At 71.2% G+C, this 14,952-nt stretch carries 13 protein-coding genes; 6 read left to right on the top strand and 7 right to left on the bottom strand.

All coding sequences use genetic code 11. The features are described 5' to 3' along the window. Positions 1–320: 320 nt before the first annotated feature. On the top strand, positions 321–1,634 hold the full coding sequence (locus ACYUD3_RS18575; RefSeq protein ID WP_470971083.1) for an acyltransferase domain-containing protein: 1,314 nt from the start codon (positions 321–323) through the stop codon (positions 1,632–1,634). Here ACYUD3_RS18575 and ACYUD3_RS18570 read toward each other — a convergent pair. Next, the gene (locus ACYUD3_RS18570; protein ID WP_470971081.1) at positions 1,601–4,378 is read right to left on the bottom strand and encodes a BTAD domain-containing putative transcriptional regulator; all 2,778 of its coding nucleotides are present in this window, start codon (positions 4,376–4,378) and stop codon (positions 1,601–1,603) included. The two genes, ACYUD3_RS18575 and ACYUD3_RS18570, sit on opposite strands and share 34 nt — an antisense overlap. A gap of 430 nt (positions 4,379–4,808) precedes the next feature. Here ACYUD3_RS18570 and ACYUD3_RS18565 point away from each other — a divergent pair, with 430 nt between their 5' ends. Then, a complete protein-coding gene (locus tag ACYUD3_RS18565) occupies positions 4,809–5,477 on the top strand; it encodes an O-methyltransferase (RefSeq protein WP_470971078.1) in 669 nt (222 codons plus the stop codon). Between the two features lie 58 nt (positions 5,478–5,535). Here ACYUD3_RS18565 and ACYUD3_RS18560 read toward each other — a convergent pair whose 3' ends face one another. Beyond that, on the bottom strand, positions 5,536–5,724 hold the full coding sequence (locus ACYUD3_RS18560; protein WP_470971076.1) for a YbdD/YjiX family protein: 189 nt from the start codon (positions 5,722–5,724) through the stop codon (positions 5,536–5,538). After that, entirely contained in the window at positions 5,721–7,859 is a 2,139-nt protein-coding gene (locus tag ACYUD3_RS18555; protein ID WP_470971073.1) for a carbon starvation CstA family protein, read from the bottom strand. The genes ACYUD3_RS18560 and ACYUD3_RS18555 overlap by 4 nt, the downstream gene beginning before the upstream one ends. Positions 7,860–8,059: 200 nt before the next feature. Between ACYUD3_RS18555 and ACYUD3_RS18550 the strand changes: the two genes are divergently transcribed. The 4 genes from ACYUD3_RS18550 (at position 8,060) to ACYUD3_RS18535 (ending at position 11,428) form a co-directional block, all read left to right on the top strand. Further along, a complete protein-coding gene (locus tag ACYUD3_RS18550) occupies positions 8,060–9,601 on the top strand; it encodes a sodium:solute symporter family protein (protein WP_470971071.1) in 1,542 nt (513 codons plus the stop codon). Then, positions 9,598–10,164 (top strand): sigma-70 family RNA polymerase sigma factor, encoded by a 567-nt coding sequence (locus ACYUD3_RS18545; protein ID WP_470971068.1) that lies wholly within the window; start codon positions 9,598–9,600, stop codon positions 10,162–10,164. Before ACYUD3_RS18550 ends, ACYUD3_RS18545 begins: the two co-directional genes overlap by 4 nt. Further along, positions 10,161–10,442, top strand: a complete 282-nt coding sequence (locus ACYUD3_RS18540; RefSeq protein WP_470971066.1) for a hypothetical protein — start codon at positions 10,161–10,163, stop codon at positions 10,440–10,442. Before ACYUD3_RS18545 ends, ACYUD3_RS18540 begins: the two co-directional genes overlap by 4 nt. Before the next feature lie 212 nt (positions 10,443–10,654). Then, complete coding sequence (locus ACYUD3_RS18535; protein WP_470971955.1) at positions 10,655–11,428, top strand: AfsR/SARP family transcriptional regulator; 774 nt, start codon at positions 10,655–10,657, stop codon at positions 11,426–11,428. Positions 11,429–11,490: 62 nt separating this feature from the next. Here ACYUD3_RS18535 and ACYUD3_RS18530 read toward each other — a convergent pair whose 3' ends face one another. From ACYUD3_RS18530 to ACYUD3_RS18515, 4 genes are read right to left on the bottom strand one after another with little or no spacing between them, the layout of a single operon-like run. Continuing rightward, complete coding sequence (locus tag ACYUD3_RS18530) at positions 11,491–12,576, bottom strand: HAD-IIIC family phosphatase (RefSeq protein ID WP_470971064.1); 1,086 nt, start codon at positions 12,574–12,576, stop codon at positions 11,491–11,493. 28 nt (positions 12,577–12,604) lie between these two features. After that, positions 12,605–13,717: an acyl-CoA dehydrogenase family protein gene (locus tag ACYUD3_RS18525; protein ID WP_470971061.1), complete on the bottom strand. Its 1,113-nt coding sequence runs from the start codon at positions 13,715–13,717 to the stop codon at positions 12,605–12,607. After that, the gene (locus ACYUD3_RS18520; protein ID WP_470971059.1) at positions 13,714–13,980 is read right to left on the bottom strand and encodes an acyl carrier protein; all 267 of its coding nucleotides are present in this window, start codon (positions 13,978–13,980) and stop codon (positions 13,714–13,716) included. The genes ACYUD3_RS18525 and ACYUD3_RS18520 overlap by 4 nt, the downstream gene beginning before the upstream one ends. Beyond that, on the bottom strand, positions 13,977–14,843 hold the full coding sequence (locus tag ACYUD3_RS18515) for a 3-hydroxyacyl-CoA dehydrogenase family protein (protein ID WP_470971057.1): 867 nt from the start codon (positions 14,841–14,843) through the stop codon (positions 13,977–13,979). The genes ACYUD3_RS18520 and ACYUD3_RS18515 overlap by 4 nt, the downstream gene beginning before the upstream one ends. Between the last annotated feature and the right edge of the window lie 109 nt (positions 14,844–14,952).

Raw genomic sequence — 14,952 nt, 5'->3', positions numbered from 1 at the left:
TCAATACCTCTTGGTCAAGGGGGCGCAGCAGATGTATCACAACGCATCCTCCAGCACTTCCATTTCACCTGCGGAATAACATCACCGCAAGCCGGTGGCAATACTCAGAAAATGGTCCGCCCATGATCACGGCTCAGTGATCCAAACGCTATCACCCGGTTTCCGAGGCCACGGAATCACTGGGTAATTGCGGAGTCTCACTGGTCACCCGAGTAACTCATACCCCACGATGAGCCAGGGGTTGCCCGGTGTTACCTAGACTCCGCGGCAGGTGATGCGGACGGCCAGGTGCACGCCCCTGCGACGGAACGGAAAACCCCATGGGCCATGAGGCCGGCTGCAAGGACTCTGCCTCCGTACCGGTGGCTTGGGCACTGTCGGCGAGGACCAGCGCCGGTCTGGCCGCTCGGGCGGCCAGGCTGAGCAGGCAGGTACGGTCGGATCCGGCCACGGCGGAGACCGGCATCGCCGCGCGGATCGCCGTCGGCGCCACGTCCGGCGAGGAGCGCGCGGTCGTCGTCGACGACACCCGGGAAGGGCTGCTGGCGGGACTGGACGCGCTCGCCTCCGGTCAAGAGGCACCCAACCTCCTCACCGGTACGGGCGGGGCGGGCCGCCGGGCGGTGTTCGTCTTCCCCGGTCAGGGCACCGAGTGGCCCGGGATGGCCGCGGACCTGCTGCGCTCGGCGCCGGTGTTCGCCGACCGCGTCCGGGCCTGTGAGCAGGCGCTGGCACCCCACGTCGACTGGTCGCTGGAGGAGGTGCTGACCGGCTGCGACGGCGCGCCGCCGCTGGACCGCGTCGACGTCGTACAGCCCGTGCTGTTCGCGACCATGGTGTCGCTGGCCGCGCTGTGGCGTTCGTTCGGGGTCGAGCCGGCCGCCGTCGTCGGTCACTCCCAGGGCGAGATCGCGGCCGCGCACGTGGCGGGAGCGCTCTCGCTGGAGGACGCGGCGCGGCTGGTCGCCCTGCGCAGCCGGACACTGCACGCGATCCGCGGCAACGGGGCCATGGTCACCATCATGGCCTCCGACGAGCAGGTGCGGGACCTGCTGTCGGGTCAGGAGGGACGGCTGTGGGTGGCCGCCGCCAACGGTCCGGGCGCCCTGACCGTCTCCGGTGACCTGGAGGCGCTCACCGCGTTCGAGTCGGCTCTCTCAGCCGCCCGGATCCTGCGGTGGCGGCTGCCGGGAGTCGACTTCGCCGCCCACTCCGGCCATGTGGAGGCGATCCGGGACGAGGTCTTGCGCCTGTCGAAGGAGACCCGCCCATGCGACGCCGGCGTCGGCTTCTACTCCAGTGTCACCGCCGGGCGGATCGACCCGGCCGAACTCGGCGGCGACTACTGGTACCGCAATCTCCGGGAGACGGTGCGCTTCCACGAGACCGTCTCGGCGCTCCTCGCGGACGGCTACGAGACGTTCGTCGAGTGCGGTCCGCAGCCGGTGCTCAACCTCGGCCTCCAGGCGACCGCCGACCAGGCGGGGATCGCGGTGTCGCTCCTCGCCAGCCTGCGCCGCGGCGAGGGGGGCATGCGGCGCTTCGTCACCGCGCTCGCGGACGCCTATGTGCACGGGTTGTCCGTCGACTGGCGGCGGCTCTACGGGGAGGTGGGGCAGGGGGCGCCGTGCTGAAGCAGACACGCCGTCTCCAGCTCCAGGCCGTGGGAGAGCAGCGCCCTGAGTCCCTCGACCAGCGGGAGCAGCTGGTTCGGGTACCAGCGGGGCAGGTCGTCCAGGGTCTGGTGGCCGGGCGGGCCCGCGTCCGCCTTCCGCGGACCGGTGGCGGCGTCGCCGGGCTCGGGGAAGGACGGTCCCGCGCTCCAGGTGCGGTGCAGGAGGAACTCCGCCCGCTGTCCGGGGCTCTGCCCGCCGATCCACAGCGCGTAGTTGGCGCTCCTTTCCGCGCGTGCCTGGAGCGGGATGCGCGCGTAGGCCACATGGCGGTCGACGGCGTCACGGAAGGCGTAGTGCGGATGCCGGCACGGCGTGTCACCGTCCGAGACGGACAGGAACCCACGGCGCACCAGGTCGTCGAGATCGGCGCGGACCTCCTCCGGGTCCCGGCCGCCCGCCGCCGCCACCGCCTCGGCCCAGACCACGGTGTCGACGGTGGCGGCGTCCTGGAGCGTGCCGCGCAGTGCGCCCGGCAGCCGGTCCAGCGCCGCCTCGGACTGCCACCGCAGGGTGGGGGGTACGGCCTGGACGAGGTGTTCGGCGTGCGGGTCGTCCACCGTGACCCGGCCGCCGGGCCGCAAGGCGTCGCGGATCAGCCGCATGTAGTCGTGAGCGATCCGGGGGACGCCCTCGCACACCGGCACGAGCACGCGGCGCAGCCCGGTGAGCAGTTCGCCCAGGACGGCGGTGTCCTCCACCGGGTGGGGGACGAGGTCGGCGTGGCCGAGCAGATGGTCCCACAGCGTCTCCAGGTGCCGGTCCGCAAGAGGCGGCACCGTGACCGTCGTACCGTACCGGCGGGTCCCGAACCAGGAGGGCCGGGTCTCGCGTGCCTCGCAGTGGGCGTCGACGACCACGAACACCGAGGCGCCGCCGGACGGTTCCGCCAGGCGTTCGACGAAGTCCAGGACCAGGGGGTCGGCGAACTCCACGTCGTCGACGACCAGGACGAGCCGGCGCGACAGCGCCAGGGACTCCATCAGGGTCATCAGGGCCTGTGTCCGGTCGGCGGTGCCCCCGCCGGCGCGGTCGCGGCCCGGCATCCGTTCCAGGAGCGGGAGGAGCGCGGCGCGGGTGCGGTCCGCCTCGTCCGGTGTGCGGGCCGCGTCGACGGCCGTCCGGCCCAGTTTCGCCCGCGCCACGTCCTGGGGGTCCTGGGCTGCGATGCCGCAGCATTCGCGCAAGGCGTGTGCCAGGGCCCAGTCGTCCAGCACGGCGGGCAGCCGCACGATGGGCGGCGTCGGCTCGTGGGCGTGCCGTTGCCTGATGGTGCGCAGCAGCTCCGCGGCGAGGTGGGTCTTGCCCGTACCCGGGTGCCCGGCGATGGAGACGAGCCGGGATCCGGTCCCGCCGAGGAAGCGGTCCAGCTCCGCGTTCAGCTGCGCTCGTTCCCGGTCGCGGCCGACCGTCGGTTGCGAGACGGCCAGGTCGTGGCCGTAGGGCTGGACGCCGATCGCGTGCCACACCACGCTCTGGATCTGCGCGCGCTGGTAGACGACCTTGGTCTCGGTGGCCTGTCGGGTCCGGTCGCAGACCCATACCTCGTTGCGCTGGACGTACGGCAGCAGGAAGGCGCACATCTCGCCGGCCGTTCCGGTGACGGCCGGCGGCCCGCCGTCCCCCTTGGTGCGCACCAGGGAGAGCCCCGAGGCGACGACGACGAGCACTCCGCCGTCCGTCCCCGGGAAGGCGTCGAACATCCCGGCGTGGTGGTCGCCCTGGGTGAACCGGGCACGCAGGGCGAGCGCGCAGAGGACGGCGCGGTACGGGTCGTCGCCGCGGCAGGAGTCGGCGCCGAAGGCGACCAGCCAGTCGGCTCCCATCCGGGACAGGACGGTTCCGCCGAACCGGCCGGCCTCCTCCTGGACCGCGGTGTGCATCTGCGCCTGCTTCTCGTCCACGGACTCGGGGAAGGCGGCGAGGTCCGCCCACCGCCACAGGACCCTCAGCTGGAGCATGACCACCTGTCTGCGCTCGGTCGACACCCGCTCGGTGCGTTCGGGAACCGGTGCCGCGGCGCCGGGACCGGGGAGCGGTCGCGGCTGCCCGGCGTCCCGCGCGGTCTGCCGGGGCGCGGGGTTCGAAGGGGTGAGCAGGCCGCGGGCCAGGGGCCGTCCCGAACCGGCGCCGGGCAGCAGCAGAACGGGGTCGCGGGTACGGATCGCGTAGTGGAGCCGTTGCAGTTCGGGGCCGGGCTCGACGCCGAACGTCTGCTCCAGTACGACGCACCGGCGTTCGTACATGTCCAGCGCCTCCGCCTGCCGGCCGCAGCGGACCAGCGCCATCATGCACAGGCCCAGCAGCCGTTCGCGCCGCCCCTCGGCGGAGGTCAGCCGCTGGAGCTCCACCAGCACTTCCTCGTGCCGGCCGCACATCAGCTCCACCTCGGCGTAGTCCTCGAAGGCGTCCAGGCAGGCGTTCTCGACGGCGTCCCGTTCGGGCCACGAGACGCCGGCCTCGACCAGGTCCGCCAGTACCTCCCCGCGGCGCAGGTCCAGCGCCTGCCGGAAGGCGGCCGCGGCCCGCTCCGGCATGCTTTCGGCCATCAAGGTGCGGCCACGCCGTACGAGCGAGCCGAAACGCGTGACGTCGATCAGCTCTTCGCCCACTTTCAGCAGATACCCCGGAGTCCGCGTCAGCAGTTCCACCGCGGTCCCGTTCCGGTCGGCCGGATGACCGGAAAGCGTCTTACGTACCTGCATCACGGAATTATGGAGAATCTTGCGGGCGGAGGCGGGCTCTCTTCCGTTCCACAGCGCGGCGGTCAGCGCCCTGCTCGAAACGACCTGATTGGGGTGCAGCAGCAGATATCCGAGTACGGCACGCCCCTTCACTCCGGGAAGTGGAATCTCATCGCTGCCGCTGAGTACTCGAAGCGAACCCAGGACCTGGAATTCCATAATTCCGCCTTCCCGTTCTCGGCTTCACACACGCCATGAACTTGAAGATACAAGCACCTCTCGTCCGCACGCCAGACCCCCAGGTCACTACACAACTGGATAACCACCAACATCATGCGGCAATCGTGTCAAGCGTCACACCCGCACTCCGAGGAATTAATAATTCTTTCATCGCTTATAAGGACCGCGTAAATCTCGAAAGAGTACAAGAAGCCCGAGGAAGGATCCACCCGTGGCAGACCAGGCGGAGTTCTCCGCAGAACTGCTCACCTACGTCCGCGCTGTCTCCCTGCGCGACGACGACGTCCTCGCCGACCTGCGCTCGCACACCCGGGAACTCCCCATGGGACCCACCATGCAGGTCATGCCCGAGGAAGGCCAGCTCCTCGGCCTCCTCGCCGCACTCGTCCAAGCCCGCACCATCGTCGAGATCGGCACCTTCACCGGCTACTCCACCCTCTGTCTGGCCCGCGCCCTGCCCCCCGACGGCCGGCTCATCACCTGCGACACCAACCCCAAATGGCCCCGCTACGCCGCCCCTTACTGGAAACGCGCCGGGGTCGACCACCTCATCGACGTCCGCATCGGCGACGCCCGCGACACCCTCACCGCCCTCCTCCACGAACACGGCGAATCCAGCGTCGACCTCGTCTTCGTCGACGCCGACAAAGCCGGCTACCACCACTACTACGAGAAATCCCTCCGGCTCCTGCGACCGGGAGGGCTCATCGTCCTCGACAACACCGTCCTCTTCGGCCGCGTCGCCGACCCCGCCGACCGGCACGAGGACACCACGGCCATACGCGCGCTCAACGCCCTCCTCCATCAGGACCCGCGCGTCGACCTCTCGCTCCTGCCCATGGCCGACGGAATCACGCTCGCCCGTAAACGCACCCCCTGAAAGAACCGTCCCGCACGGCCGGGGCCGGAGGGGCGGCGCCCTCCGGCCCCTGACCGGATCAGCAGCAGCGGCCCTGCGATCGGCTCTCCTGCCGGGCGGCACGCAGCACTTGATACTCGCGGCGGGTCGGTACAGGTGCCAGGGGGTGGTGGCGCCGGTGCCGCCGGCAGTGGCGGTCGTACTCCGCCTCCCCGGTCAGCTCGCGCAGATACCAGTGGACGGCGCGCGCCCAGCGCCGGACGGTCACGGGCGGACTCCGGCGAGCGGTTCGGCGGGCGGGCCGGGTACGTCGATACGGGACTCGACGTACGGCGCCTCGGTGGTCGGCATCGGGACGCCGGACCGTACCGCGCGCACGCAGACCGCCGCCGCGTTGCCGAGCACCACGGCGACCAGCACCAGGAAGAGGCCGATGAGGACGCCGTCGACGGTGGAGTTGGTGACGACGGTGTGCATGTCGGCCATGCTCTTGGCCGGGGAGAGGATCTCTCCGGCGGACAGGGCGTCGGCGTACTGGGCCCGTTGGGCGAAGAAACCGACCTTCGGGTCGCCGGAGAAGATCTTCTGCCAGCCGGCGGTGAAGGTGACCGCGGTGATCCAGGCCAGCGGAACGCCCGTGACCCAGGCCCAGCGCAGCCGCCCGGACTTGATCAGGACCGTGGTGGAGACGGTGAGGGCGACCGCCGCGAGGAGCTGGTTGGCGATGCCGAAGAGCGGATAGAGCTGGTTGATCCCGCCGAGCGGGTCGGTGGCGCCGGTGTGGAGGAAGTAGCCCCAGGCGGCGACGACCAGAGCGCTGCACAGCCAGATGCCGGGCTTCCAGTCGACCCGGCCGAGGGGCTTCCAGACGTTGCCGAGCGTGTCCTGGAGCATGAAGCGGCCGACCCGGGTGCCGGCGTCGACCGTGGTCAGGATGAACAGCGCCTCGAACATGATCGCGAAGTGGTACCAGAAGGCCTTCGCCCCGGCGCCGCCGAGGACGCTGGAGAAGATCTCGGACATGCCGACGGCGAGGGTCGGGGCGCCGCCGCTGCGGGCGATCAGCGTCTTCTCCTGGACGGCGTTCGCGGCGTGGGTGAGCTGGTCGGGGGTGATGGTGAAGCCGAGGTCCGCGACGGCCCGGGACGCCGACTCGGCGGTGGTGCCGAGGAGTCCGGCGGGGGCGTTCATCGCGTAGTACAGGCCGGGTTCCAGGGTCGCGGCGGCGATCAGGGCCATGATCGCGACGAACGACTCCATCAGCATGGCGCCGTAGCCGATCAGGCGGACCTGCGACTCCTTCTGGATCAGCTTCGGTGTCGTACCGGAGGAGATCAGGGCGTGGAAGCCGGACAGGGCGCCGCAGGCGATGGTGATGAACAGGAAGGGGAAGAGGGAGCCGGCGAAGACGGGGCCGGTGCCCGAGGCCGCGAACTCGCTGACGGCGTCCGCCTTGAGGCGCGGCGCGGCGACGACCACACCGATCGCGAGGAGCCCGATGGTGCCGATCTTCATGAAGGTGGAGAGGTAGTCGCGGGGGGCCAGCAGCATCCACACGGGCAGCACGGAGGCGACGAAGCCGTAGCCGATCAGGCACAGGACGAGCGCGGTCGGGCTGAGCGTGAAGACGTGGGCCAGGGAGGAGTCCTGGATCCAGCGCCCGCCGACGATGGCCAGGAGCAGCAGCGCCACCCCGATGACGCTGGCCTCGACGACCCGGCCGGGCCGGATCCGGTGCATCCACAGGCCCATGAACAGGGCGATCGGGATGGTCATGCCGACCGAGAAGGTGCCCCATGGGGAGTGCGCGAGGGCGTTGACCACGACCAGGGCCAGCACCGCGAGGAGGATGATCATGATGGCGAACACCGCGATCAGGGCGGCGGCTCCGCCCACCGGGCCGATCTCCTCACGGGCCATCTGGCCGAGCGACTTGCCGTCCCGGCGCATGGACAGGAACAGCACCAGCATGTCCTGCACGGCGCCGGCGAAGATCACCCCGGCCACGATCCACAGCGTGCCGGGCAGATAGCCCATCTGTGCCGCGAGCACCGGCCCGACGAGGGGCCCGGCGCCGGCGATGGCGGCGAAGTGATGGCCGAGCAGCACGCGGCGGTCGGTCGGCTGGAAGTCGACGCCGTCCTCCAGGCGTTCGGCGGGGGTGGCCCGGCGGTCGTCCGGTTCGAGCACCCGGCGGGCGACGAACCGCGCGTAGAACCGGTAGGCGATGGCGTACGAGCCGAGCGCGGCGACCACCAGCCAGACGGCGGAGATCCGCTCGCCCCTGGTCAGGGCGAGCACCCCCCAGGCGACGGCGCCCAGCAGGGAGACGGTGATCCACAGCGCGATCGACCGTGGGGACGTCCGCCGCTTCCCGGGCGGCTCAGGGGTGGTTGCGGGCATGGCGGCTCCTCACCTCGACGGGTGTGACATCGGACCCGCGAACCTCTCCTGCTCGCTGTCGGTCCGTGCAAGAGTTGCCGCTCCCGCGGCACCGGATGACAGCGGATCCCAGAAAAAACTCCCGCCCGTTCCGTGTCCTCCGTTGCGGCCGGCCGCGCAACTCTTGCGCGAGGGAGCAGGCACACCAAGGACGGTGACCCATGGCCGACGCCACCATGACCGTGGCGTTCTTCGCCGTGCTCGGCGGCGCGTCGCTGCTGGCCGTCACCGCGCGCCGGCTGCGCCCCAGCGACCGGCTGCCGTCCCTGGAGGGCTGGGCGCTGGCCGACCGCCGGCTGGGCCCGGTGTGGACCTGGTTCCTGCTGGGCGGCACGATCTTCACCGCGTACACCTTCACCGCCGTACCGGGTCTGGTGTACGGCAACGGCGCGGCGGCGTTCTTCGCGGTGCCGTACACGGTGCTCGTCTGCCCGCTCGCCTTCGTGCTGCTGGGCCGGCTGTGGGCGGTGGCCCGCCGGCACGGCTACGTCACCGCCGCCGACTTCGTGCGCGGACGGTACGGGTCACCGCCGCTGGCCCTGGTGGTCGCGCTGACCGGGATCCTGGCGACCATGCCCTACCTCGCACTCCAACTGCTCGGTATCCAGGCGGTACTGACTGCCGGCGGGGTGTATCCGCGAGGCGCGGCGGGGGACTTGGTGATGGTGGCCCTGTTCGCCGGCCTGGCGACGGCCACCTACCGGCACGGGCTGCGCGCGCCCGCCGTGATCTCCGCGCTCAAGGCGGTGGCCGTCTTCGTGTCGCTCACCGCGGTCACCTGGCTGGTGCTGGAGCGGCTCGGCGGCCCGGGTGCCGTCTTCGACGCGGCGGCCCTGCGGATCGGCGGCTCCGCGCTGCTGCCGGCCCCGTCCCAGCAGCCCGCGTACGCCACCGTCGCGCTGGGATCGGCGCTCGCCCTGCTCATGTACCCGCACGTCCTGACGGCGGGGTTCGCCGCCGACGGACCGGACACCCTGCGCAAGGTCTCGGTGGCGCTGCCCGCCTGGACGGGGCTGCTGGCGCTGTGCGGGTTCCTCGGCGTCGCGGCGCTCGCGGCCGGGGTCCGGGCGCCGGCGGGCGAGGCCGAGGCGGCCGTCCCGATGCTGGTCGGCCAGCTGATGCCGGGGCCACTGGCCGGGCTGGTGTTCGGCGCGATCACCGTCGGAGCGCTGGTCCCGGCGGCCGTGCTGTCGATCGCGGCGGCCACCGGCTTCGTGCGCAACGTGTATGTCGAGTACCTGCATCCGACGGCCACGCCCAAACGGCAGGTCCGTGTCGCCAAGGCCGTGTCGCTCATCGCGAAGGCGGGCGCGGTCGCGTTCGTGTTCGGGCTCCGCGACCAGGACGCGATCAACCTCCAGCTGCTCGGCGGGGTCTGGATGCTCCAGATCTTCCCGGCCGTGGCCGTCGGGCTGTTCACCGGGCGGCTGCATCCCCGGGCGCTGCTCGCCGGCTGGGGCGTGGGCATGCTGACCGGGACCCTCCTGGTCGTGCGCGAGGGTTTCTCCTCCGTCGTGGCCCTCGGCTTCGGGCAGCTGGAGGTCTACGCCGGCCTCGCCGCGCTCCTGCTCAACCTGGCGGTCGCCGTGGCCGGCACCGCCCTCCTCGAACGTCTGGGCGTCCCGCGCGGCGCCGACCTGACCGACCTGCCGTCCCGCCTGACCCTCAGGCGGCGCCCGGAGACGGAAGCGAACCAGCCATGAGACACAGACACCCGGCTCCGGTGCCCGAGCCGCGCGTGGAGCCCCTGACCCCTGTGCCGGCCGACCCGGCGGAGCTGGAACGCGAGTCCGAACTCGCCCGGCTCTTCGAGCTGCACTACGCCTCGATGCTGCGGCTGGCCATGCTGCTCGGCGCGGACGATCCGGAGAACGTGGTGGCCGAGGCGTACTACGAGATCTACCGGAAGTGGCGCCGGCTCAGGGACGCCGGGGCGGCGGAGGCCTATCTGCGCTCCACGGTCTGCAATCTCACCCGGATGCGGATAAGGCACCTCCAGGTCGCCCGCAGGCATGTGGAGAGCCCGCCCGCGCAGACCGTCGTCTCCGCCGAGAGCGCGGCGCTGCTCCGGGACGACCAGCGCGTCCTGATCGGCGCGCTCCAGCAGTTGCCGGCCCGGCAGCGGGAGGCGCTCGTGCTGCGGCACTGGCTCGGGCTGAAGGAGAGCGAGATCGCCGCCGCGATGGGCATCTCCGGCGGTTCGGTGAAGACGCACACCGCGCGCGGCCTCGCCGCGCTGACCCAGGTGATGGAGGCCCGGCGATGAGCCACACCGGCCCGGACCGCACGGAGCGGGAGCTGGCCGAGGCGCTGGCCGCCTTCGCCGAGGGGATACAGGGCGCCCCGGACGCCTACCGCACGGCACGCGGCGAGTGGCGGCGCCGCGAACGCCGGCGCCGGTTCGTCCTCGCCGTGGTCGTCGCCGTCGTCTTCACGCTGGCCACGCTGATCGGGCTGTGGGTGCTGAACCATGCGCCGTCGCACTCGGGGGTGATCTTCAGCGGCGCCGGCCCATTTCACACGTCCCGGGAAATACTTTCGTGATCATTCCGCCGCAATGAGACTGACTGCTCAGTAAAGTAAATGAAAAACACTGGCGAAACCAGCTGGTAACCGGAGTGAGAACCTTCCGCAAGGGGATGAACGGGAAGTAGAATCGCCGCAAGAGGGAGAAATACTTACGGCACTCAAAACCATCAGGATGTTTACGGCCGAAAGAGCAAGAAATGCGTTTTTTTATACTCGGTCCGTTGAAAGTGGTAGCCAACAACACCCCCATCGTCCTTGCCGGAACCCACCAGCGCACAGCCCTCGGGGTGCTGCTTCTGCGCACCAATCGCGTCGTCAGCACCGACCGGCTCGTGACCGCCCTGTGGCGGAACAGCCCGCCCGCGACGGCGGGCAAGATGGTGCACAAGGCGATGGCCAAGCTCCGCGCCCTGCTGTCCGGCACCTCCGTCTCCGACGCCAGGCTGGAACTCGTCACCGGCAAGGGCGGCTACACGCTGCACGTCGACCCCGAGCGGCTCGACTGCACGCGGTTCTTCGCCCTGATCAGCCAGTCCCGGGAGGCCTACCTCGCCGGATCCCCGGTCACGGCGACCCGCGCCCTCACCACGGCCCTGGCCCTCTCCCGGGGGCCGGTACTGGAGGACCTGGCCGAGTCGGGCATGTCCTGGCCCGAGTTGCGCGCCCTGGAACACCGGCGCCAGACGGTGCTGGAGGACATCTTCGACATCGCGCTGTCCTGCGGAAGGCATCGTGACATCGTCGCCGACCTGGTCTCCCTGACCGAGGTCCGGGCCCCCCACGCACGCATGACCGGCCAGTGCATGGTGGCCCTGTACCGATGCGGACGGCAGCTCGACGCCCTGGCCCTCTACCGCCGCGTCCGGATCGCGCTCGTGCAACGGCTCGGCCACGAGCCGAGCCCGGATCTCCAGAGTCTCTATCTGCGCATCCTCAAGCAGGACACCTCCCTCGACTGGAATCCCGACAACTCCCCCCTGCCGGCCCACGACACCTGGTGAGCACACACAGAAGGCGGTCCCTCACCGCCGGGCGCGATGAGGGACCGGGCGTCCGCAGGACGTCAGCGGCCGGCGAGGTGGGACGGGGCGACGAGCCTGATGGTGTCCGGGACCGCCCTGCGCTCCGGGACGAGGTGAAGCCGGACGACGCCGTCGTCCTGCGGACCCGGTGCGAGGTGTCCCAGGCAGGAACAGTCCGCCTCGGTGAAACCCGCCAGCCGGTACGTGACGTCCATCATCCGGTTGCGGTCCGTCCGGCGGAAGTCGGCGACCAGGTGCACGCCTGCCTCATGAGCCTGGCCGATCAGCCAGTTGAGGAGGGCGCCGCCGATCCCGAAGGACACCACCCGGCAGGACGTGGCCAGCAGTTTGAGGTGCCACACCCGCGCCTGCGTCCGCACCAGCACCACGCCGATCGCACCGTGCGTCCCGAACCGGTCGGTCAGGCCGGCGACGAGGACGGCGTGGCGGGGGTCGTCGATGAGCCCGCGCAGCACGTGGTCCGGATAGTGCACACCGGTCGCGTTCATCTGGCTGGTGCGCAACGTGAGTTCCTCGACCCGGGCCAGGTCCTCGGCGCTGGCGTGGCCGACGCGCAGTTCCATGTCCAGGGTGCGCAGGAAGTCGCTGTCCGGGCCCTGGAAATCGTCCTGCGCGGCCTGCCTGCGAAAGCCGGCCTGGTACAGGGAACGGCGGTGGCGCGCGTCGGCGGTCGTGCGGGCCGGGGTGAACTCCGGCAGGTCCGGGAGCAAGCGGACCTGCTCGTTCGAGTAGCAGCGGACCTCGGGCAGATGGAAGGCCACCTCGGCGCGCTCGGCCGGCTGGTCGTCGACGAACGCCACGGCGCCGTGGGCGAACCGGAGCTCCTGCGCGACGAGCCGGACCGACTCGGACTTCGGCCGCCAGCCGATCTTCGGCAGAACGAAGTAGTCGGCGACGCCCAGTTCCTCGAGCCGCCGCCAGGCGAGGTCGTGGTCGTTCTTGCTGGCGATGGACTGGAGTATGCCGCGCTCGTCCAGCCGCTCCACGACGCCCCGTACCGCCTCGTCGAAGCGGACCTGGGCGTCCTCCAGCAGCGTGCCCTGCCACAAGGTGTTGTCGAGGTCCCACACCAGGCACTTCACCAACGGCGGCGTGTCGCCGGACATCACGTCTCCCCTCGTTCCTGGGTCCATGTCAACGGGACAGGGCGTGCTGCCCGAGAATCAGCTGGCAGATCTCGCTGCTGCCCTCGATGAGCTCCATCAGCTTCGCGTCGCGGTAGGCGCGGGCCACCACATGACCGTCCGTCGCCCCGGCCGAGGCGAGGACCTGTACGGCCGACGCCGCGCCCCGGACGGCGTGTCCCGCACTGACGTACTTGGCCAGCACGGTCGCCGTGACCTGGTCGGGGGCGCCGGCGTCCCAGCAGCGGCTGGCATGCTCGCTGGCCCGGGTCGCGGACTGTTCGGCCACCAGCAGTTCGGCCAGGTGCCGGAGGACGAGCTGGTGCTCGGCCAGCGGCCTACCGGACTGCCGCCGGGTACGGGCGTGCGCGGAGACCGCGTCCAGGCACGCGCGCAGAATGCCGACGCAGCCCCACGCCACGGACATCCGGCCGTAGGCGAGCGCCGTGGTGACCAGCAGGGGCAGCGGCTGCCCGCCCCCGCCGAGCAGCGCGGACGACGGCAGCCGGACGGAGTCCAGCCGCACCGCGGCGTGTCCGGCGGCCCGGCAGCCCAGCGGATCGGCGACCTTCTCGATCCGTACCCCCGGCGCGTCGGCGGGGACGACGACGACACCGGCCCCGTCGCCGCACCGGCCGACGACCAGCACCAGGTCGGCGTAGCACGCCCCGGTCACCCAGACCTTCGCCCCGTCGACCACCACCCCGTCCCCGTCCTCGGTGATCCGGGTACCGATGGCGGACAGGTCGCTGCCCGCCCCGCTCTCGCTGAAGGCGACCGCGGCGAGCCGGCCGGCGGCCAGCTGTGGCAGGTAGGCCTGGCGCTGTCCGGCGTCGGCGAGCCGTTGGACGGTCCACGCGGCCATGCCCTGGGAGGTCATGACGCTCCGCAGGGAACTGCACAGGCTGCCCACGTACGCGGTCAGCTCGCCGTTGCGCTCGCTGGTGTACCCGCGTCCGGTGTACCGCTCGGGGACCTGGGCGCACAGCAGGCCCTGCCGGCCCAGTTCCCGCAGCACCGTCACGGGAATCTCCCCGGCGAGGTCCCAGGCTCCGGGCCGGTCGCCGACGAGCCGGGCGATCAGCGCCCGTTCGCCGGTCTCCACGGTGACGGCGGCGCTCATGCCGTGCGGAGCCGGGTGACGAGTCCCGCCATGGACCGGGCGCTGCGGAAGTTGTCGAGTTTCAGTTCCTGGCCCTCGATCATCACGCCGAACGTCTGCTCGAGGTGGACGACGAGTTCCATGGCGAACATCGAGTTGGCGAGACCGGAGGCGAACAGGTCGTCGTCGGGCGCCACCGCGACCTTCAGCCTCTCGTGGAGATAGCGCGTCAGCGAGGCGGAGATCTCCGCCTCGTCCGCCAAGGCGGCTTCCGTGTCGCTCACTTCATGCCCTCTCCGTAGTCGTAGAATCCCCGGCCCGTCTTGCGTCCGAGGTCGCCGACGCGCACCTTCTCCAGAAGCAGCGCGCAGGGCTTGCCGCGTTCGTCACCGGTCCGCAGGTACAGGGCGGTGAGGGCGTCGGCGAGGTTGTCGAGGCCGATCAGGTCGCCGGTGCGCAGCGGTCCGGTCGGGAAGCCCAGGCAGCCCTGCATCAGCTGGTCGACCACCTCGGCCGAGGCCGTGCCCTCGGCAACCACCCTGATCGCGTCGTTGATCATCGGGTGCAGCAGTCTGCTGGTGACGAACCCGGGCGCGTCGCGTACCACCACGGGCTGCCGCGCGAGCCGGGTGAGCAGCCGCTCGGTGGTCGTAAGGGTGGCGTCGGCGGTGCGCGGCCCCCGGCTCACCTCGACCATCTTGATCAGGTACGGGGGGTTCATGAAGTGCGTACCGACGACGTCGCCGGGGCGGGGCAGGCCGGCGGCGAGTTCGTCGACGGGGATCCCGGAGGTGTTCGACATCAGCGGTGTGCCGGCGGAGACCGCCCCGGCGGCGGCGGCCAGCGCCTTCGTCTTGGCGGCGAAGTCCTCGGTGACGGCCTCGACGACGGCCGTGACACCGGCGAGGTCCTCGGGAGAGGTGCTGAGGACCAGGCCGCCCCGGGGCAGCCCGGCGGGCAGCGCCGCGAGCAGGCCGGCGTGCCGCACCTGGTGGGCGACCGCGGCCTCCGCGCGCGCCAGCGCCGCCGGATCGGTGTCCACGAGGACCACGGACACCCCGTGCCCGACCGCGAGGGCCGCGATGCCCGAACCCATGACGCCGGCACCCAGGATGCCCAGTTGGTACGTCTTTGACTCTGTGCCCACGTGACCACCGTTCCGTGCGTGACCTGGTCCACGAAACCCGCACGTCCAGCAGGATTCGGTGAGCAGTCAACACAATCGCGCGCCCGGACCCATCGCGCTGGAGTCACAA

This window comes from Streptomyces sp. AMJ-169 (assembly GCF_055597585.1).
This window is presented reverse-complemented; position numbering and strand designations above follow the sequence as displayed.

What these genes read in the sequence shown, in the direction of transcription:
- ACYUD3_RS18540 (WP_470971066.1), top strand. Translation starts at nt 10,161, where the DNA reads ATGAGCCACACCGGCCCGGACCGCACGGAGCGGGAGCTGGCCGAGGCG.
- ACYUD3_RS18555 (WP_470971073.1), bottom strand. Translation starts at nt 7,859, where the DNA reads ATGCCCGCAACCACCCCTGAGCCGCCCGGGAAGCGGCGGACGTCCCCA.
- ACYUD3_RS18525 (WP_470971061.1), bottom strand. Translation starts at nt 13,717, where the DNA reads ATGAGCGCCGCCGTCACCGTGGAGACCGGCGAACGGGCGCTGATCGCC.
- ACYUD3_RS18575 (WP_470971083.1), top strand. Translation starts at nt 321, where the DNA reads ATGGGCCATGAGGCCGGCTGCAAGGACTCTGCCTCCGTACCGGTGGCT.
- ACYUD3_RS18545 (WP_470971068.1), top strand. Translation starts at nt 9,598, where the DNA reads ATGAGACACAGACACCCGGCTCCGGTGCCCGAGCCGCGCGTGGAGCCC.
- ACYUD3_RS18530 (WP_470971064.1), bottom strand. Translation starts at nt 12,576, where the DNA reads ATGTCCGGCGACACGCCGCCGTTGGTGAAGTGCCTGGTGTGGGACCTC.
- ACYUD3_RS18570 (WP_470971081.1), bottom strand. Translation starts at nt 4,378, where the DNA reads ATGCAGGTACGTAAGACGCTTTCCGGTCATCCGGCCGACCGGAACGGG.
- ACYUD3_RS18550 (WP_470971071.1), top strand. Translation starts at nt 8,060, where the DNA reads ATGGCCGACGCCACCATGACCGTGGCGTTCTTCGCCGTGCTCGGCGGC.